Source organism: Ruegeria sp. HKCCD7221, assembly GCF_013031225.1.
Lineage (GTDB): Bacteria > Pseudomonadota > Alphaproteobacteria > Rhodobacterales > Rhodobacteraceae > Ruegeria.
The window spans coordinates 1-17,715 of record NZ_WPZE01000010.1; the positions used below are offsets into that span (position 1 = coordinate 1).

Below are 17,715 nucleotides of genomic sequence, written 5' to 3' on the forward strand. Positions count from 1 at the left end.
CAATCGTGCCGATGTTGACGTGCGGTTTTGTACGCTCAAACTTTTCCTTTGCCATTCCTCAGGCGCCCTTTTGCGATTTGGGGGACCCTTGGTCCCGTGGTTACATCTGCGCGCGCGAGATATTTGGTTCGCAGGGGAAAATCAAGCACATCCTGCGTTAAAACCCGTTCATGATGCCGGATTTTGCGTCAGCTCGCCGGAATCGAGAGGTTGTATCAGGTCAGGGCGGCGCTGGAACCAGCCGTTCTCTTCATGTTCTTCGGCCAACCACTCTTCGACTCGGTCCGCAACCTTCAGGGCCAGACCGCTCATCTGTTCTTCTCTGGTGCGTGTATTTCCTGACCCGGTCAGGGCACTTTCACCGGTCGTATCTTCCAGAACCTGAAACTGTTTTCCCTTGGCCAGGAATTCCTTGTTCTTCACGTCGTAGACGTTGACCAAAACAATCGCCGTGCTTTTGGGGTTGTAGATGACCGGAATACCCGGCGGGGCCAGCATGTATCCTTCGAGACTGATACCGATGTCGTATTCCTGCGCGCCCTCATACCGGCCTAGGCGGACATCCACGGCATTCTGAATCGCTGCTGTCCATTCATCCGGCGTGGCATCGCGGGAAACGGGACCCTGCACAGCCTTTTCAGCAAAGGCGTAGTTCACGCGAAGCTTGAATTCCCCCAGCGACTCGGGCTCTTCGTATAGCTGCGTTTGCGCGCATGCGCCCAGCAGGGTCAATCCGGTTATCAAGGTTAGAATGCGTAACATGATCTCGTCTCGATAGGCCTGTTTTTCTTTGACTTAGCGCACCAACCGGGCTTGTGCCAAGCTACATCGACTGAATTTGACTGTCACGGCGGTGCGATCACGAGAATTTATAGTCCCTCGGGAAACCATATGGCGGCTTTTTCCCAACGCTGGCGCGTTTCGCAAGCCACTGAGACATATCGGCCTCATGCCGGGTTTTATCCCCTCCCATGGACCATTTGAGCCCCTCTGCCCAATCAAAGGTCGTGAGGTCCGACAGCCCCCCATCCAGCTCAAGTGTTCCCTGCCGTCCGCGCGCCATATTGTATTTTTGCAAACGTACACCTTTGCCGCGCCCCATTTCGGGCAGCTCTTCGACGGGAAACACAAGAAACTTACCGTTCTGGGACACCACGGCCACATGGTCGCCCTCAACTGGCTTGCAGATCATCGCGGTTTCGTCTCCCTTGACGTTCAGCACCTGTTTGCCGTTGCGGGTCTGGGCCAAAACATCATCCTCTGGCACCATGAAACCGTTGCCAGCATCCGAGGCCACCAGCAGCTTGCGCCCCGGCTTATGGATCATGATGTCGATAATCTGCGCCTCGTTCGGCAAGTCCACCATCAGGCGCAGCGGCTCGCCCATACCCCGCCCGCCGGGCAGGTTGGCCGCACTGACCGTGTAGAAACGCCCGTTCGACGCAAAAACCAGCAGACGGTCGGTGGTTTCAGCATGGAAGATAAAGCGCGGGCCGTCGCCATCCTTGAACTTGAGCTCACGCTTCAGGTCAATGTGACCCGTCATGGCGCGAATCCAGCCCATCTGAGAGCACACGACCGTAATCGGTTCCTTGTCGATCATCGCCTCAAGCGGCACCTCTTCGACATTCCCGGCTTCGGCAAATTGGGTGCGGCGTGCGCCGCCTTCGTAGTCTTTGCCGAAGGTCTTTTTGGTCTCTTTCAACTGCTCGGCGATCTTGGCCCATTGCAGGGCGGGATCGGCCAGCAGGTCTTCGAGGTTGGCGCGTTCCAGCATCAGCTCATCGCGCTCGCGGACCAGCTCCATCTCTTCCAGACGGCGCAAGCTGCGCAAACGCATGTTGAGGATCGCGTCGACCTGAACCTCGGACAACTCGCCCTCGCCCGGTTTGGGCGAGACATAATCGGACTCATCGGTCGCGCGAACATGGTCGATGCCCCAATCCTCGCGCATCAGCGCGGCTTTGGGGTCGTCGTCGTAGCGGATGATGTCAATCACACGATCAAGGTTCAGGAAGGCAACGATAAAGCCCTCCAAGACCTCCAAACGGTGGTCGATCTTCGCCATGCGGTGACGCGAACGACGCAGCAGAACTTCTTGCCGGTGATCGAGGAAGGCGCGCAGCACCTCTTTCATCGAGCAGACCTTGGGCGTCACGCCGTCGATCAACACGTTCATGTTAAGGCTAAACCGCACCTCAAGGTCCGAATTGCGATAAAGCATTCCCATCAACACCTCGGGGTCCACGTTCTTGGAACGCGGCTCAAGGATCAGGCGGATATCATCGGCGGATTCGTCGCGTACATCGCCGAGGATCGGGATTTTCTTGGTCTGGATCAGTTCCGCGATCTTTTCGATCAGCTTGGATTTCTGAACCTGATAGGGAATCTCGGTGACAACGATCTGCCACTGGCCACGGCCCAGATCTTCAACCTCGAACTTACAGCGCAGGCGGAACGACCCGCGCCCGGTGCGATAGGCCTGCGCGATGTTCTCAGGTGGTTCGACGATCACGCCACCTGTCGGAAAGTCGGGGCCGGGCACGTAGTTCAACAATGTGTCGTCACGCGCATCCGGCGTTTTGATCAGATGCAGGCAGGCATCGCACAGCTCTGAGATATTGTGCGGAGGAATGTTCGTCGCCATCCCCACCGCAATACCGCTAGCGCCATTGGCCAGCAGGTTCGGGAACTGTGCGGGCAGCACGACGGGTTCAGTCAGCGTACCGTCATAGTTGTCGCGGAAATCGACAGCGTCTTCGTTCAGCCCCTCAAGCAGCGCCTCGGCCACGATAGTCATCCGCGCCTCGGTGTACCGCGAGGCGGCCGGGTTATCGCCATCGATATTGCCGAAATTCCCCTGCCCGTCGACAAGTGGGTAGCGTACGTTGAAGTCCTGCGCCAGACGCGCCATCGCGTCATAAATCGCGGCATCGCCATGGGGGTGATAGTTGCCCATCACGTCGCCGGAAATCTTGGCCGACTTACGGAATCCCCCCGTCGCGCTGAGTCGCAGCTCACGCATGGCATAAAGGATTCGCCGGTGAACCGGCTTCAGACCATCGCGCGCATCCGGTAAGGCCCGGTGCATGATGGTCGACAAAGCATAAGTCAGATAGCGTTCGCCAATCGCTCGGCGCAGCGGTTCAGCTACCTCGCCCCCGCCATCGGGGGCCTCCATGTTGGGGTCGTCGATCGTGTCGTTCATATATGATGTGATACGACGCAGGCGCGCCGCGGTAAAGCAACCAGCGCGCATTTTGCTGGGGACAAGTGGCGCTTTTTGCAACAGGGGGAGGCAAGCTTAGGATTTCCCCCAATCTTTCGACTCCGATCGTGAATTATGGTAGGCTCTCTTTAATTGAACTGCTGCCTATTTTACCTTTTTCGATTACCGGGGGATGCGCCATGTCGCGCCTTGTTCTTGTTACTTTTGCCGCGCTCGGATGGTGTTTTTACGTCATGAGCGGCGGCCCTGATTTTGAGCCGCGCGGACTGCGCACCGCCCAACCCGAGCGCGTGGCCGTTGCGCCCGAACCTGTGCCATTGCAACACACTCGCGCCGAGCAATTGGTGACCAATGTCGCCCTGCGTACGGCAACCGTACGGGTGAAGCCGATCTTGGCGAAAGAAGAGATCGTGGAAATCCTGCCGGAACCCGCCAGCCTTGAGACATTCTCGGGCCTGTCGGCTTTTGCCGATCAAAGCGCCAACATCACCTTGGCGTCCCTCGAAGACGGCATAACCGGGTTGCGCCAGATCGCTGAAACCCAGCCCGAAGAGGTGTTGGAACCATCAGCTTACGAAGAACCACAAAAGGACATCCGCGAGATCTCGGGAACGCGGGTAAACATGCGCGACGGTCCGGGGACGATCTATCCTGTCATCGGCAAAGCATCCATCGGCCAAAAGGTTGAAGTCCTCAGCGATTCAGGCACCGGCTGGCTAAGGTTGCGCGTGTTACCCGAGCAACAGGTCGGATGGATTTCCGCATCTCTGGTCAGAAAAACCGCAGATTGACGCGGCGCTGACATTGTCCTGCCCCCTGCCCCGCCATAGCTTTGGTGCAAGGCGAGAGGCAGGAAGACCATGCAGAAGACAATTCTTATCACCGGCTGCTCTTCGGGGATTGGGCTGGACGCGGCGCATGGTATGCGGGCGCGCGGCTGGCGCGTATTTGCCTCATGTCGGCAGCAACGTGACTGCGACCGTCTGAGGGCGCAGGGTTTCGAAAGCCCCCGTATCGACTATACCGACAGTGACAGCATCACGTCCGGCCTGCAGGATGTTCTGGATAAGACAGGCGGCACGCTCGACGCATTGTTCAATAATGGCGCGCATGGTCTTCCCGGTGCGGTGGAAGACCTGCCAACAGATGGCCTGCGCGCGATCTTTGAGGCCAATTTCTTTGGCTGGCACGACCTCACGCGGCAGGTCATCCCCGTCATGCGCGCGCAGGGGCACGGGCGAATCGTTCAAAACTCGTCTGTTCTCGGTCTGGTCGCATATCCTTGGCGGGGCGCTTATGTGGCAACCAAATATGCGGTCGAAGGATTGACCGACACATTGCGGTTGGAGCTAGCCGACACAGACATCAAGGTTATCCTGATCGAACCCGGCCCTATCACCTCCAAAATCCGCGAAAACTCGATTCCGGTTTTCGAGCGTTTCATCAATTGGCAAGACTCGGCCCTGCGCGACCGATACGAAGCCTCGTTGTTGAAAAGACTGTACGAATCCTCAGGGCCCGACCGGTTCGAGCTGCCGGCATCGGCGGTGACCGACAAGCTGGCACATGCCGTGGAATCCAAACGCCCGCGCGCCCGCTACTATGTCACCACGCCGACCTATATCGCCGGGTGGCTGCGACGGATCCTGCCCACGCGCACAATCGACCGCATCCTGTCGGACGTCTGAGGCGAAATTACCCGTTCGCTTTTTGCACGTCAGAGGCTAGATGATAGCCCAACGAAACAAGTAACGCGGACGGTGTACTCATGGACCTTCTGATGGTCGTTCTACTGTTGGCCATGGCTGCTGTTGTTGTGGTGCTGGCGATCGGCATCTCGAATTTCGGCAAAAGCGGCAAGGAAGCCGCAATGAAAAGCAACAAGATGATGCGACTTCGCATCCTGTTTCAATTCATTGCCGTGGTTTTGATCGTGCTCTACGTCTGGCTCCGTGGGCAGGGGGTTCAATAGATGGTCGTTCTCAACAAAATCTACACGCGCACCGGCGATGACGGGAAAACCGCGTTGGGTAATGGCGAACGCGTCGCGAAATATTCGGGCCGCGTGGCCGCCTATGGCACAGTGGATGAGCTGAATTCCTTTGTCGGCGTCGCCCGCACCGAGGCCGAAGGCGAAGTTGAGGCTGCGCTGTCACGTATCCAGAACGACCTGTTCGATCTGGGCGCTGATTTCTGCCGCCCCAACATGGAAAAAGACGCCGAGGCGGATTATCCCCCCCTGCGAATCGTACCCGCTCAAATTGACCGCCTCGAGGCTGAAATTGACGTGATGAACGAAACACTTGAGCCGTTGCGCAGTTTCATCCTGCCGGGTGGCTCACGCCTGGCGGCTCATCTGCATGTCTGCCGCACCGTGTCCCGCAGGGCTGAACGACTGGCGGTTGAGCTGACGAATATGGAGCCCGTCAACGAGGTCGCAGTGAAATACCTCAACCGTCTCAGCGACTGGTTCTTCGTTGCTGCCCGCTGCGCCAATGAAAACGGCACGCGGGACGTGTTGTGGGTTCCGGGCGCGAACCGCTGAATGCGGCACAGTGTCTTGGTGACAATGGCCGGGCCAGAAGAGAGGGCCCAGCCACTGAACCCCTTAATGACGCAGCAATAATATTGCGCGCCGTAGCGTCAAAAAATACGAAACGCGACGTCCCAAAACCATGACGTGACGATTTTGCTCTGTTGCCATTCGAATTGAAACGCTATTCAGACCCCCGAGAGCATTGGTGGAGTCGCTTCGCGGCTTACCGGATTTGTAAGGAGAAAGCGCAAAATGAAGGTACTCGTGCCTGTCAAACGCGTGATTGACTATAATGTGAAGGTCCGCGTGAAAGCGGACGGTAGCGGTGTCGATCTCGCCAATGTCAAAATGTCGATGAACCCGTTCGACGAGATTGCCGTGGAAGAGGCGATCCGCCTGAAAGAAGCGGGCAAGGCCGACGAAGTCGTTGCCGTTTCGATCGGCGTCAAGCAGGCGCAGGAAACGCTGCGCACCGCTCTGGCCATGGGCGCTGACCGCGCCATTCTGGTTGTAGCAGCCGATGACGTTCATCAGGATATCGAGCCTCTGGCCGTTGCGAAAATCCTGGCCAAAGTGGTCGAGGAAGAGCAGCCCGGTCTGGTTCTGGCGGGCAAACAGTCGATCGACAACGACATGAACGCCACCGGTCAGATGCTGTCGGCCCTGCTGGGCTGGAGCCAAGGCACCTTCGCGTCCGAAGTAGACATCGAAGGCGACACCGCCAAGATCACCCGTGAGGTTGACGGCGGCCTGCAGACCATCAGCGTCAAGATGCCGACCATCGTGACCGTTGACCTGCGCCTGAACGAGCCGCGCTATGCGTCGCTGCCCAACATCATGAAGGCGAAGAAAAAGCCGCTGGACGAGAAAACTGCCGCCGATTACGGCGTCGACGTCTCGCCCCGTCTGGAAATCGTCAAAACCGAAGAGCCGCCGGCACGTGCCGCTGGTATCGTCGTAGGCTCGGTTGACGAGCTGGTTGCGAAACTCAAAGAAGCGGGGGCTGTGTAATGGCTGTTCTTCTTCTCGCCGAAGTCAACAATGGTGAACTGGCGCTGGACGCCACCGCCAAAGCCGTCAATGCCGCGAAGGCACTGGGCGACGTGACCGTTCTGGCCGCAGGTGGCTCTGCCGCTGCTGCTGGTGAAGCCGCTGCGAAGATCGACGGCGTTTCCAAGGTTCTGGTCGCTGAAGACGAGTCGCTGGGTCACCGCCTGGCGGAGTCGACTGCGGCCCTGATTGCTGGTCTGGCCGACGGATACGAGCATATCGTTGCCCCCGCCACCACCGATGCCAAGAACGTGATGCCGCGCGTTGCGGCGCTGCTGGACGTGATGGTGATCTCGGATGCGTCCGGCGTGGTTGACGGCTCGACCTTCGAGCGTCCTATCTATGCGGGCAACGCGATCCAGACCGTCAAGTCGAACGACGCTAAGAAAGTCGTCACCTTCCGCACCGCGTCCTTTGACGCGGCGGGCGAAGGCGGTTCGGCTGCGGTTGAGACCATCTCGGTCGGTGCTGACGCTGGTCTGTCCTCGTGGGTTGAAGACAAGGTTGCCGAAAGCGATCGCCCCGAGCTGACCTCGGCTGGCGTTGTTGTTTCGGGCGGCCGTGGTGTCGGCTCGGAAGAGGACTTCAAACTGATCGAAACCCTGGCCGACAAGCTGGGCGCCGCTGTTGGCGCGTCGCGCGCCGCCGTGGACTCGGGCTATGCTCCGAACGACTGGCAGGTGGGTCAGACCGGTAAGGTTGTTGCACCGGACCTGTATGTCGCTGTCGGCATCTCGGGCGCGATCCAGCACTTGGCGGGCATGAAGGACTCGAAGGTCATCGTTGCGATCAACAAAGACGAAGAAGCGCCGATCTTCCAGGTTGCTGACTTTGGTCTGGTTGCCGACCTGTTCCAGGCGGTGCCGGAACTGACCGAGAAACTCGGCTAAGCCCACGCTTCGCTTTGAATAAAAGGCCCGCCAAACGGCGGGCCTTTTTTCATTGTAGGTCCCGAATACGACGCGAAAGGGTCTCGGCAATTTTCCTATGTGCAGCCGGGCCGATCATTGGCTCGGCCATCGGCTGCTGCAATGTTCCAAACAACATATCTTCCAATTCTTCAGATTGGCCAGAAACGTTAACGAACAGGTCCACAACATCAAGACAATAGGGGCGGACAGCCCCTAGCATTTCTGCTGAAACAGGAACCTGGGCATCTGTACCAAATTCACATTCATCGGACTGCCGCCGGACATCCAGGTTCAAGAGGATCACAGGTGCTTTCAGAGAGTTAAACAGTTCTCGCAGCAACCCGACCCAATTCTTACGCAGGTCTTCAGCAACCACCTCAAACCGCGCGTCCTGATGTCCCTTCAACAGCGACACAAGGTGATGCACGAAATGCACGTCCGTGAAGTCGATCTCCGGGTAAAGCGAACACAAATCATCGGTAGGTGCAAGGAACCGGTCATTTCGTCGGGGATGCACTTTGTAAAAACGGTTTGATTGCCCCAGAATGTCCGGAGCCTGCAGGACACACATCTCTGCGCCGCTTAGCAAAGATCGCAGGCCAGTGTCCCGCAACAGCGCGTCCACGCCACAGAAAAGGCTGCCCAAGTTCAGGCACCTGCGGTCTAGTTTTCCCTCGAGAATCGAGGGAAAAGGACGTTCGACAAAGCGCCCAAAGGTTTCGGTCCCGCCGACACATGCCATGTAAGGCGTATCCAAAGATCGCTGCGGCCCACGAAACCATAACCGCGATCCATCATATTGGCACACGGCATCCTCGGGTCCCCCCGAGCCTGTTTGATGATAGCTCATACCACTCACCCATTTTTCACCCGGGTGCCATCATGCAGCCGCAAATCTTGAGAATTTCCTAATGTGCGCATTTGAAGCAAACTCCAGATGCTTGATCCTCTTGCCGCCTGCCCCAAACTGCCGATACTGTCGCCATAACCCGTGGCACAAAGGCACCTGAATATGGATGTAAAATCGGTCGGAGTGATTGGCGCAGGTCAGATGGGGAACGGCATTGCCCATGTTCTTGCCCTGGCCGATTACGACGTTTTGCTGAATGACGTCAGCGAAGACGCACTTAACAGCGCAATTACAACGATCGAAGGGAATATGGCGCGACAAGCATCGCGTGGAAAAATCTCGGACGACGCAATGCAGGCCGCGCTGAAGCGCATCAAGGCCACGCTTGAATTGCCCGAGCTGGGCCAGACCGACCTTGTGATCGAGGCCGCCACAGAACGCGAGGCGATCAAACAGGCGATCTTCGAAGATCTTCAGCCGCATTTGCAGCCACATACGATCCTGACATCAAACACGTCGTCGATTTCCATTACGCGGCTGGCAAGTCGAACAGACCGACCCGAACGCTTTATGGGGTTCCACTTCATGAACCCGGTTCCGGTCATGCAGTTGGTCGAGTTGATTCGAGGAATTGCCACCGACGAAGAGACATTCAGCGCCTGCAAAACCGTCGTGGACCGGCTTGGTAAAACTGCAGCCAGCGCCGAGGACTTCCCGGCCTTTATCGTGAACCGCATTCTGATGCCGATGATAAACGAAGCTGTTTATACCCTGTATGAGGGCGTCGGGAATGTTCAATCCATCGACCAATCAATGAAACTGGGCGCAAACCATCCGATGGGTCCGCTTGAGCTGGCGGATTTCATCGGTTTGGACACGTGCCTGGCGATCATGAATGTCCTTCATGACGGATTGGCCGACACCAAATACCGCCCGTGCCCTTTGTTGACTAAATATGTCGAGGCCGGGTGGTTAGGACGCAAGACACAGCGCGGTTTTTATGACTATAGAGGCGAAGTGCCTGTCCCGACCCGGTAAAGGGGCCAGCCCCCTCGCCCGGATTTCATCCGGCCTCACCCCCGGGATATTTTTGGCCAGATGAAGAGACGGATCAGGGTTTAAGTGACTCGCCAAGTCCCAACGTGTGCTTGCGGAGCCAAGCCATGAAGCCGCGTGGGTCGCGCTCGAGCAGTTGCATGTCTTCTTCTGAGATCGGATCACCGATTACCGGTGACTGCGGTTTGTTGCAGGACCGAACGATCTCGTGCAGCAGCAGGCCTTGGCGCAGAATCGCGGACATTTTGTTAGCGATCTGGTATGCCCGCGAGTTTCTGCCGGGAAAGAAGATAGGAACGACTTGCGCGCCCGATCGGCGAATCATCTTGGCCGTGAACACGTTCCACTCGCGCTCGATCGCGGGGCCGAACCAGTCATCCGACGACATCACCACACCAGATGGAAACAATGCGACCACTCCGCCATTTTTCAGGTGGTCCATCGCCTTGCCGCGCATTTCAAGCATTTTGGCCTGTGCTTCCGGATCATGTGGGAAGGGAACAGGGATCATGAACGACGTCGCGGCCTCGTCCAAACCAGTCAGAACAGAGCGGGTCAGGATACGATAGTCACTGCGCACCTGCCCGATCAGTTCGGCCAGAATCATGCCGTCGACCATTCCGTGGGGGTGATTGGCAACCACGACAACCGGGCCGGTTTTCGGGATGCGGGCAATCTGTTCCTGAGGCGTGGTCAGGTTGATACCCATAACCTCAAGCGCGCCGCCCCAGAACCGCTGGCCACGATAGTATTCGTTCTTCTTCTCGAATTTGTTGACCATACGCAAAATGGTCAGCTTGCCCGTACACCATTCGATGGCGCGGATAGCTGTTGAAGTCCAGGCATCGTCGAAAGAGTTTGCGTAGGTCAGGGTTCTACGATCGTAGATTTCGCCCTGGTCCTCGGTCCCATCCACAACCGGGCCTGTCTTGGTCTCGTGCGTCGTTTCCGCCAATTCCTGGTCTTCCCGTTCTTGATGTCGCAGCAGGCGCCGTCAGAACCCTTCCCCGAACTTGTCGTTCACCAAGGTTTCCAGCGCATCAGCCAACGCCTCAGCATCCGGTCCGGACGTCTCGACGTCAATAGTCGTTCCGCGCGATGCTGCCAACATCAAAAGACCCATTATGCTGTCACCTGACGCAGAAAGCCCGTCTTTTGACACTTCGGCCTGGGCGTCGAAACCTTCGACCACCTCAACCAGCTTTGCCGAGGCACGGGCGTGCAAGCCCTTTTCATTGATTATTTTCAAGCTTCGGTTCGTCATTCTTAATCAATCCGGTCTTCGTCCAACGTCACATTTTGCGCATTGATATACTTGCGTCCAGCCTCCATCGCCTGCCGCACGGCGTCGCCGATTGGCAAGTGGCGGGATTTGGCCAGTTTAATCAACATAGGCAGATTTGCACCGTAAAGGATACGTCGATCCTGCGGGGCGCAGGCGCGCAAGCTTAGGTTCGATGGGCTGCCACCAAACAGATCGGTTACAACGACAACACCGTCACCCACATCTACACTGTCTGCGGCGACACAGATTTCATTCTGCTTGGCATCGCGATCGTGATCCGCTTCGATCGAGATCGCGGCCAAGCCGGGCTGTTTTCCGACCACATGCTGCATTGCGGCCAGGTACTCCTGAGCCAACCCACCATGTGCAACAAGTACGATCCCGATCAATCCGACCTCACATTCAACGATCGACGTTCCATTTCGCGGTGCCTAATTGCCACTTGCTGCCCCTGCTCTGCAAGGGCCTTTGCGACCGCCTCGGCGGTAGCAACGGATCTGTGCTGTCCTCCGGTGCACCCAAAGGCCACCGAAAGGTGCGCTTTGCCTTCGGCGCGATAGGCCGGCAACAGGAGTTCAAGCAAATCGACAACACGGTCAAAAAACGGTGCATAGTTCGCGTCAGACTGAACATAGCGCGCCACATCCGGGTTTCGACCATCTTCGGCGCGAAGTTCCGGGCGCCAGTACGGATTGGCGAGAAACCGGCAGTCAAACACCATATCCAATCCACGCGGCAAACCGCGCTTATACGAAAAAGACTCGATAGATACCGCCAGATGGCGTCCACCTTGCGGCGCGAACCAGCGCTCGACCTCTTCGCGCAACTGGTGAACGTTCAGCGGGCTGGTGTCGATCAACGTGTCCGCAATCTCACGGATCGGGGCGAGTAGTTCTTTTTCCTGGCGAACGCCGGTTTCGGGACTTGAATCTGACGCGACAGGGTGGCGTCGTCGGGTTTCGGAAAAGCGGCGCACCAAGACTTCGTCGTCGCAGTCGAGATACAGGGTTGAAATGTCGACATGGTCCATGCGTTGAACTTTGGCGATCAGTTCAATGAACCCGATCGTCGAGAAATCGCGGTTCCGCGCGTCTATTCCCAACGCCATGGGACGGTCGGTTGCGGGTCCTTCAAGCAGGCGCAGCAAGAGCCCCATCGGAAGGTTGTCGATAGCCTCAAAACCAAGGTCTTCGAGAACGCGGATCGCCGTTGATCTGCCAGCGCCCGAAGGTCCCGTTACCAGAACGATGCGCCGCTGAGTTGTCATGTGCTGGGCCATTCAGGGTCTACACGCGCCATTTTAAGTAATTGCATCAAAGCTGATGCCAAATTGGGGACACCCGCGCCGCGTAGCAAGGGAACAGTTTGCCTCAGGGCACGGACTTCCGTTACGTCTGGCAAGCGGGCTGTCTCTGTTTGGTCCAGATCAACAACATAGCTCAGGTTTACTGGCCCGACCGATTGCGCACGCAACAAGCCGACGCCGCGCGCCTCAATCAATCCTTGGATCTCTGGGGGAGCATCGATCAGGACCTTTTCAGCTTCCATGGTCAAAACAACCCTGTCATCTGCAACCAACCCTGCCCCCAAAGCCATCATCTGCAGCGCAAGGGCCGATTTTCCTGCCCCAGCGGTACCAAGGATCAACAGACCCCGCCCGTCGAGGGCAACACATGTGGCATGTATAATGGCAGTGTTCTGATGCGCGACGTCTGCGAGGGCCCGACCGCTCATGACTACACGGGCAGACCCACGACAAAGCGCGCACCAAGTGGATCGGACGTGACGTCGGCCTCTGTCGGGCGAATGTTTTCGGCCCAGATCACACCGCCATGCGCCTCGACTATCTGTTTTGAGATCGCAAGCCCAAGGCCAGAGTTATTGCCGAAATGTTCCACCGGGCGCTGTGAATAGAAGCGTTTGAAAACCTTGGTCAGCGCCTGTTCCGGGATGCCGGGCCCGGTGTCTTCGACGACGATCAGAACGCGGTTTTCACGGCGACGCACCCAAACGCGAATGGCATCACCGCTTTCGCAGAACGAGATCGCATTTGTGATCAGGTTGACGAACACCTGCGCCAAGCGCGCCTCAAGCCCGTTTATTTTGATCGGCTGAGACGGCAGATCGGTGATGTAATCCACGCCTTTGCTCCGCGCCTCTTCTCCCAGATACTGGCTGATATTGCCTAGCAGTTTCAGCAGATCGAAGAGTTGTTCTTCTTCTTTGACCAGTTCCGCATCCAGGCGTGACGCGTTCGATATGTCGCTGACCAGACGGTCCAACCGACGGACATCATGTTCAATCACGCTCAACAGTTTTTCACGCTGATCTTCCCGTTTGACCATGCGCAGCGTACCAACGGCGGATTGCAGGCTGGCCAAGGGGTTCTTGATTTCATGCGAAACATCGGCGGCGAACTGTTCGTTCGAATCGATCCGGTTGTATAGCGCGTTCACCATGCCCCGCAGCGCCCGACTGAGGCGACCGATTTCATCGGGGCGTGCACTCAGGTCGGGAATGCGAATTCGTCCCGGATTTACCCCCGCGCCGCGGTCTTTGCCCGACTCGGCGGCGGCGGCCAAGTCCGCCAAAGGGTTCGCAATTGTCGACGCCAGAACAAGGCTCAGGCCGATTGAAACCAAAAGCGCAACCACGAACATCTGCAAAATGCGCTCTTGCTCGCGCCGGGCCAACGCGTCGATTTCACCGGCAGGTCCGGCCATCGCAACAGCGCCGACAGGCGACCCCTCTAATGAAATGGGCGAGGCGGCAACGATTACTGTTTCGCCTGCTGCATCTTTTACGGCCTGCACCTGCATCTGTCCTTGCAGCGCGGTCGGGATCAGGGACTGCACGCGCTGTGCAAGCGTCGGTGCCTCATCCGGGTTGGCGTTGGTGAATATCTTGGACAGGCCTTTCCAGACGGCGTTCAGCGCATCGCTGATCAGGGTGCTGCCGGTCTGAACTTCGGCTTCTGACCTTAGAAGAATGGGCATGGGAGCGCTTGTTGCCCCCCCCCGGGTCCAGCCGATCAGAGTTCCCGCCGCATCGTAAACAAAAACTTCGCCGCCGACCGGAAGGCTCAACCCGGCAAGAGTGTCCTTAACATCAAGCTCGGCCGTGCTAAGAGAATGAGCGGCAGAATTCTGGCGCAACTGCGCTTCGAACACGTTGCTGACCAACTGGGCGTCGCCCATCAGATTGCTCGCGGTCTGCTTTACCTGTTCGTCCCGTGAGTCATCCAGATAGAGCAGTCCGGTGACCAGAATAACCAGAGCAATCAGGTTAAAGGTGATGATTTTGCGGGCCAGCGGCGACCCGCGCAGCGAAAACAGGTTCCGACTGCGGCGCGATGCCCCCAGTTCGGCCGAGTCAGGATCCTGAGGGATGACCCAGTCATCGCCCAGAACCACATCACCGTCCCGCAATTCGCTGGCTTGTTCCGTATCGCGCACGAGGCCCAACTACCCTTTGTTAAGCGGTCAATCTTATTCTTCGTTGTACCGGTAGCCTATCCCGTACAGAGTTTCGATGGCCGAAAACTCTGAATCAGCGGCGCGCATTTTCTTGCGCAAACGCTTGATATGGCTGTCAATCGTACGGTCGTCTACATACACCTGATCGTCGTAAGCGACGTCCATCAGTTGATCACGGCTTTTGACAAAACCGGGGCGTTGCGCAAGGGCTTGCAACAACAAGAATTCAGTCACCGTCAGGGATACGTCCGTACCTTTCCAACTGACCGCGTGACGCAGCGGGTCCATCCGCAGCTCACCCCGTTCCATGACCTTGGCATCGCCCGTGCTGGCCGTTGCAACATCACCCGAAGTCGCTTCCTGCCGCCGCAGCAGCGCGCGAATACGTTCGACCAACAGACGCTGCGAGAAGGGTTTCTTGACGTAGTCGTCAGCCCCCATGCGCAGGCCGAGCACTTCGTCGATTTCGTCATCTTTCGAGGTCAGAAAGATCACCGGCATCTGGGTTTTCTGCCGCAGGCGCTGCAACAAATCCATGCCGTCCATGCGCGGCATCTTGATATCCAGAACGGCCATGTCCGGCAGTTTCTTGTTAAATGCGTCCAACGCAGCCTGTCCGTCGTTGTACGTTTCGACCTCGAAGCCTTCGGCCTCAAGCGTCATGGACACGGACGTCAGAATGTTTCTGTCGTCGTCCACCAGTGCAATCTTTGACATCGGGTTTGCCCCTATTCCTGCTCACTCATGCTTTATATCGTTATTAGTAAGGCATTTCTGGCGTTTTTAAGGCCGCGAATCAATCCGTATCTGCGAATCGTGCGTTTGTTGTCACACAGTTGCGGCAAAAAAGCCGTTAATGTTGCCGGAAAAGCGCCATGATTTCCGACAGGAAATTTGTGATGGCGCTAAACCTGACCTTGGTTGCGCTAACTGCGCCAAACCGTCCTGTTCATGCCCCAAATGACCGTGATAAGACGCGCCTGTCCGCCGGAACGATCCGGCAATTTGCCCCAAGAGCGCACCCGGCCCAAAGCCTTCGCGCCGCCACAGGAGAAGACACACATGACATCTGGACGGGTTAACCCGCAATTCCGCCTCGAAGATCAGGGCATCGAGGGTCTGGGCAATGTCTATTATAACTTCATGGAACCGGCGCTGATCGAAGAGGCTCTGAAGCGTGAAGAAGGCACTTTGGGCAATGGCGGGGCCTTTCTCGTCACCACCGGCAAGTTCACCGGCCGGTCGCCCAAGGACAAGCACGTCGTCAAAACCGACAGCGTTGCCGATTCAATCTGGTGGGAAAACAACGCGGAAATGAGCCCCGAAGGGTTCGACGCACTGTACGAAGACATGCTGGCCCACATGAAAGGCCGCGACTATTTCGTGCAGGACCTCGTCGGCGGGGCAGACCCGGCCTATTCGATCAATGTGCGCATGGTCACCGAGTTGGCCTGGCACAACCTGTTCATCCGTCACCTGCTGCGCCGTCCCGATCGTGAAGATCTGGACGAGTTCACCGCAGATTTCACTGTCATCAACTGCCCCAGCTTCCAAGCCGACCCGACCAAGCATGGCTGCCGGTCCGAGACCGTGATCGCGATGAACTTCGACCGCAAGCTGATCCTGATCGGTGGCACTGAATATGCGGGCGAGAACAAGAAGTCTGTCTTTACCCTGTTGAACTATATGCTGCCGGAAAAAGGCGTCATGCCGATGCATTGCTCGGCCAACCATGCTGTTGGTAACCCGGTCGACACCGCGGTTTTCTTTGGCCTGTCGGGCACCGGTAAGACCACCCTGTCCGCTGACCCGGCCCGCACCCTGATCGGGGATGACGAACATGGCTGGTCGGATCGCGGCACCTTTAACTTCGAAGGTGGCTGCTATGCTAAGACGATCAGCCTGAACCCCGAGGCCGAGCCGGAAATCTACGCGACCACCAGCAAGTTCGGTACCGTGATCGAGAACATGGTATTCGACCCCGAAACCAAGGAACTGGACTTCGAGGATGACTCGCTGACCGCAAACATGCGCTGCGCCTATCCGTTGGAGTACATCTCGAACGCATCCAGCAGCGCGCTGGGTGGCCATCCCAAGAACATCATCATGCTGACCTGTGATGCGTTTGGCGTGCTGCCTCCGATTGCGCGGCTGACCCCAGCGCAGGCGATGTATCACTTCCTGTCTGGCTTCACGTCAAAGGTTGCCGGGACAGAGCGCGGCATCACCGAGCCTCAGCCGACCTTCTCGACCTGTTTCGGCGCACCGTTCATGCCGCGCCGCCCGGAAGAGTACGGCAACCTGTTGCGGGACAAGATCGCCCAGCACGGCGCGACCTGCTGGCTGGTCAACACCGGCTGGACCGGCGGTGCCTATGGCGTTGGCAGCCGGATGCCCATCCGTGCCACCCGTGCCTTGCTAACCGCTGCTCTGGACGGGTCGCTGCGCGATGCCGAGTTCCGTAAGGACGCCAATTTTGGCTTTGATGTGCCAGTTTCCGTTCCCGGCGTGGCCGAGGTTCTGCTGGATCCGCGCCGCACCTGGGACGATCAGGCCGCCTTTGACAAACAAGCCGAGAAACTGGTGCAAATGTTCGCCGAGAATTTTGAACAGTACTTACCGTTCATCGACGAGGACATAAAAGCCGTCGCAATCGGATAATCAGACAGGGGGCGATTTTCGCCCCCTTTTCTTTTTGCGCGACTCACTAAATCGTCATCTCTTCAGGGTTGAATAACGCCAAAAGCGCATACAAATTCGTTGCCCGGATTCGAGGATTACGGTATCGCTAAGTGTCATTGTGACGAAAAAGCCCGGCGCTTTGGCACCGGGCGGAAAGTGAAAAAACCTAGCGGTGGCTCAAGCGTGCACTCACAACACGCGAACTGAGCAACCCAATCGAAAGTAAGTTTAGAAATTAGGGGATGAGTGTCAATATGAGACTTGCTGAATAATCGGCACGTTTCCACCCGCTGAAATTGCACGGCGGATGACACAGGCAAGGAACAGGTAAGACCATGACGGAAATCTCGAAACTGACCGAACTACGTAAGCTGATGCAAAGCATGGAGCGCACACTGGGGCTTGAACAACTGTCTCCGGTGGAACGCGATATCTATTACGCGGCCGAAGAACTTTCGAAGGCCGATCAGGAAGTTCGCACATTTGGTCTGATCGAACATACACTGGTTCAAAGTGTTTCACGCCCCACATTTTTCCGCGCGCTGAAATCGCTGGTGCAGAAGGGCTATCTTTCGCAAAGTGGCAGCGCGAACCGGGGTCGGTATATCGTTCATGCACCCAGATGATGGCTTCTGCCTGC

Annotated in this window: 20 protein-coding genes; 10 read left to right on the forward strand and 10 right to left on the reverse strand. The window is 57.3% G+C overall.

The window, feature by feature from the left end; translation table 11 throughout:
* Window positions 1-168: 168 nt before the first annotated feature.
* Both GOX73_RS18050 and parC read right to left on the reverse strand, forming a co-directional pair.
* On the reverse strand, window positions 169-762 hold the full coding sequence (locus GOX73_RS18050) for a hypothetical protein (RefSeq protein ID WP_171126825.1): 594 nt from the start codon (window positions 760-762) through the stop codon (window positions 169-171).
* A gap of 97 nt (window positions 763-859) precedes the next feature.
* The gene (gene parC, locus GOX73_RS18055) at window positions 860-3,208 is read right to left on the reverse strand and encodes a DNA topoisomerase IV subunit A (protein WP_171135052.1); all 2,349 of its coding nucleotides are present in this window, start codon (window positions 3,206-3,208) and stop codon (window positions 860-862) included.
* A 200-nt stretch (window positions 3,209-3,408) separates the two neighbouring features.
* Here parC and GOX73_RS18060 point away from each other — a divergent pair, with 200 nt between their 5' ends.
* The 6 genes from GOX73_RS18060 to GOX73_RS18085 all read left to right on the forward strand — a co-directional run bounded on the left by GOX73_RS18060 (window position 3,409) and on the right by GOX73_RS18085 (window position 7,705).
* Window positions 3,409-4,020 (forward strand): SH3 domain-containing protein, encoded by a 612-nt coding sequence (locus tag GOX73_RS18060; protein ID WP_254429246.1) that lies wholly within the window; start codon window positions 3,409-3,411, stop codon window positions 4,018-4,020.
* Between the two features lie 69 nt (window positions 4,021-4,089).
* On the forward strand, window positions 4,090-4,917 hold the full coding sequence (locus tag GOX73_RS18065) for an SDR family NAD(P)-dependent oxidoreductase (RefSeq protein WP_171125222.1): 828 nt from the start codon (window positions 4,090-4,092) through the stop codon (window positions 4,915-4,917).
* An 80-nt stretch (window positions 4,918-4,997) separates the two neighbouring features.
* Entirely contained in the window at window positions 4,998-5,201 is a 204-nt protein-coding gene (locus GOX73_RS18070) for a twin transmembrane helix small protein (protein ID WP_171125224.1), read from the forward strand.
* Window positions 5,202-5,774: a cob(I)yrinic acid a,c-diamide adenosyltransferase gene (locus GOX73_RS18075; RefSeq protein ID WP_171126827.1), complete on the forward strand. Its 573-nt coding sequence runs from the start codon at window positions 5,202-5,204 to the stop codon at window positions 5,772-5,774.
* A gap of 243 nt (window positions 5,775-6,017) precedes the next feature.
* Window positions 6,018-6,776, forward strand: a complete 759-nt coding sequence (locus tag GOX73_RS18080; protein WP_170388298.1) for an electron transfer flavoprotein subunit beta/FixA family protein — start codon at window positions 6,018-6,020, stop codon at window positions 6,774-6,776.
* Window positions 6,776-7,705 (forward strand): electron transfer flavoprotein subunit alpha/FixB family protein, encoded by a 930-nt coding sequence (locus tag GOX73_RS18085; protein WP_171126828.1) that lies wholly within the window; start codon window positions 6,776-6,778, stop codon window positions 7,703-7,705. The genes GOX73_RS18080 and GOX73_RS18085 overlap by 1 nt, the downstream gene beginning before the upstream one ends.
* 49 nt (window positions 7,706-7,754) lie before the next feature.
* Here the strand turns inward: GOX73_RS18085 and GOX73_RS18090 are convergent, their stop codons facing one another.
* Window positions 7,755-8,576 carry a DUF6473 family protein gene (locus GOX73_RS18090; protein WP_254429247.1) on the reverse strand — a complete coding sequence of 274 codons (822 nt, stop codon included), beginning with the start codon at window positions 8,574-8,576 and terminating at the stop codon, window positions 7,755-7,757.
* A 162-nt stretch (window positions 8,577-8,738) separates the two neighbouring features.
* Between GOX73_RS18090 and GOX73_RS18095 the strand changes: the two genes are divergently transcribed.
* The gene (locus tag GOX73_RS18095; protein ID WP_171126830.1) at window positions 8,739-9,614 is read left to right on the forward strand and encodes a 3-hydroxybutyryl-CoA dehydrogenase; all 876 of its coding nucleotides are present in this window, start codon (window positions 8,739-8,741) and stop codon (window positions 9,612-9,614) included.
* Window positions 9,615-9,687: 73 nt separating this feature from the next.
* On the opposite strand, the gene GOX73_RS18100 is transcribed toward GOX73_RS18095, so the two are convergent.
* From GOX73_RS18100 to GOX73_RS18130, 7 genes are read right to left on the reverse strand one after another with little or no spacing between them, the layout of a single operon-like run.
* Window positions 9,688-10,587 carry a lysophospholipid acyltransferase family protein gene (locus GOX73_RS18100; RefSeq protein ID WP_171126831.1) on the reverse strand — a complete coding sequence of 300 codons (900 nt, stop codon included), beginning with the start codon at window positions 10,585-10,587 and terminating at the stop codon, window positions 9,688-9,690.
* Window positions 10,588-10,626: 39 nt separating this feature from the next.
* A complete protein-coding gene (locus GOX73_RS18105) occupies window positions 10,627-10,896 on the reverse strand; it encodes an HPr family phosphocarrier protein (RefSeq protein ID WP_170428736.1) in 270 nt (89 codons plus the stop codon).
* A 2-nt stretch (window positions 10,897-10,898) separates the two neighbouring features.
* On the reverse strand, window positions 10,899-11,306 hold the full coding sequence (locus GOX73_RS18110) for a PTS sugar transporter subunit IIA (RefSeq protein ID WP_171125234.1): 408 nt from the start codon (window positions 11,304-11,306) through the stop codon (window positions 10,899-10,901).
* On the reverse strand, window positions 11,303-12,184 hold the full coding sequence (gene rapZ / locus GOX73_RS18115) for an RNase adapter RapZ (protein ID WP_171125236.1): 882 nt from the start codon (window positions 12,182-12,184) through the stop codon (window positions 11,303-11,305). Before rapZ ends, GOX73_RS18110 begins: the two co-directional genes overlap by 4 nt.
* Window positions 12,181-12,651, reverse strand: coding sequence for an HPr kinase/phosphorylase (locus tag GOX73_RS18120; protein WP_171126834.1), 471 nt, complete (start codon window positions 12,649-12,651; stop codon window positions 12,181-12,183). The genes rapZ and GOX73_RS18120 overlap by 4 nt, the downstream gene beginning before the upstream one ends.
* A 2-nt stretch (window positions 12,652-12,653) precedes the next feature.
* Entirely contained in the window at window positions 12,654-14,372 is a 1,719-nt protein-coding gene (locus GOX73_RS18125; protein WP_171126835.1) for a sensor histidine kinase, read from the reverse strand.
* A 33-nt stretch (window positions 14,373-14,405) separates the two neighbouring features.
* Window positions 14,406-15,110 carry a response regulator transcription factor gene (locus tag GOX73_RS18130; protein ID WP_171126837.1) on the reverse strand — a complete coding sequence of 235 codons (705 nt, stop codon included), beginning with the start codon at window positions 15,108-15,110 and terminating at the stop codon, window positions 14,406-14,408.
* Between the two features lie 182 nt (window positions 15,111-15,292).
* On the opposite strand from GOX73_RS18130, the gene GOX73_RS18135 reads away from it, so the two are divergent.
* The 3 genes from GOX73_RS18135 to GOX73_RS18145 all read left to right on the forward strand — a co-directional run bounded on the left by GOX73_RS18135 (window position 15,293) and on the right by GOX73_RS18145 (window position 17,701).
* The gene (locus tag GOX73_RS18135; RefSeq protein ID WP_171125244.1) at window positions 15,293-15,475 is read left to right on the forward strand and encodes a hypothetical protein; all 183 of its coding nucleotides are present in this window, start codon (window positions 15,293-15,295) and stop codon (window positions 15,473-15,475) included.
* Entirely contained in the window at window positions 15,456-17,054 is a 1,599-nt protein-coding gene (locus GOX73_RS18140) for a phosphoenolpyruvate carboxykinase (protein ID WP_171125246.1), read from the forward strand. The genes GOX73_RS18135 and GOX73_RS18140 overlap by 20 nt, the downstream gene beginning before the upstream one ends.
* A 356-nt stretch (window positions 17,055-17,410) precedes the next feature.
* Complete coding sequence (locus GOX73_RS18145) at window positions 17,411-17,701, forward strand: hypothetical protein (protein WP_171125248.1); 291 nt, start codon at window positions 17,411-17,413, stop codon at window positions 17,699-17,701.
* The last annotated feature ends 14 nt before the right edge of the window (window positions 17,702-17,715 follow it).

What these genes read in the sequence shown, in the direction of transcription:
- GOX73_RS18105 (WP_170428736.1), bottom strand. Translation starts at nt 10,896, where the DNA reads ATGACGAACCGAAGCTTGAAAATAATCAATGAAAAGGGCTTGCACGCC.
- GOX73_RS18140 (WP_171125246.1), top strand. Translation starts at nt 15,456, where the DNA reads ATGACATCTGGACGGGTTAACCCGCAATTCCGCCTCGAAGATCAGGGC.
- rapZ (WP_171125236.1), bottom strand. Translation starts at nt 12,184, where the DNA reads ATGACAACTCAGCGGCGCATCGTTCTGGTAACGGGACCTTCGGGCGCT.
- GOX73_RS18080 (WP_170388298.1), top strand. Translation starts at nt 6,018, where the DNA reads ATGAAGGTACTCGTGCCTGTCAAACGCGTGATTGACTATAATGTGAAG.
- GOX73_RS18085 (WP_171126828.1), top strand. Translation starts at nt 6,776, where the DNA reads ATGGCTGTTCTTCTTCTCGCCGAAGTCAACAATGGTGAACTGGCGCTG.
- GOX73_RS18050 (WP_171126825.1), bottom strand. Translation starts at nt 762, where the DNA reads ATGTTACGCATTCTAACCTTGATAACCGGATTGACCCTGCTGGGCGCA.
- GOX73_RS18065 (WP_171125222.1), top strand. Translation starts at nt 4,090, where the DNA reads ATGCAGAAGACAATTCTTATCACCGGCTGCTCTTCGGGGATTGGGCTG.
- GOX73_RS18120 (WP_171126834.1), bottom strand. Translation starts at nt 12,651, where the DNA reads ATGAGCGGTCGGGCCCTCGCAGACGTCGCGCATCAGAACACTGCCATT.
- parC (WP_171135052.1), bottom strand. Translation starts at nt 3,208, where the DNA reads ATGAACGACACGATCGACGACCCCAACATGGAGGCCCCCGATGGCGGG.
- GOX73_RS18090 (WP_254429247.1), bottom strand. Translation starts at nt 8,576, where the DNA reads ATGAGCTATCATCAAACAGGCTCGGGGGGACCCGAGGATGCCGTGTGC.
- GOX73_RS18095 (WP_171126830.1), top strand. Translation starts at nt 8,739, where the DNA reads ATGGATGTAAAATCGGTCGGAGTGATTGGCGCAGGTCAGATGGGGAAC.
- GOX73_RS18135 (WP_171125244.1), top strand. Translation starts at nt 15,293, where the DNA reads ATGGCGCTAAACCTGACCTTGGTTGCGCTAACTGCGCCAAACCGTCCT.
- GOX73_RS18130 (WP_171126837.1), bottom strand. Translation starts at nt 15,110, where the DNA reads ATGTCAAAGATTGCACTGGTGGACGACGACAGAAACATTCTGACGTCC.
- GOX73_RS18070 (WP_171125224.1), top strand. Translation starts at nt 4,998, where the DNA reads ATGGACCTTCTGATGGTCGTTCTACTGTTGGCCATGGCTGCTGTTGTT.
- GOX73_RS18060 (WP_254429246.1), top strand. Translation starts at nt 3,409, where the DNA reads ATGTCGCGCCTTGTTCTTGTTACTTTTGCCGCGCTCGGATGGTGTTTT.
- GOX73_RS18075 (WP_171126827.1), top strand. Translation starts at nt 5,202, where the DNA reads ATGGTCGTTCTCAACAAAATCTACACGCGCACCGGCGATGACGGGAAA.
- GOX73_RS18145 (WP_171125248.1), top strand. Translation starts at nt 17,411, where the DNA reads ATGACGGAAATCTCGAAACTGACCGAACTACGTAAGCTGATGCAAAGC.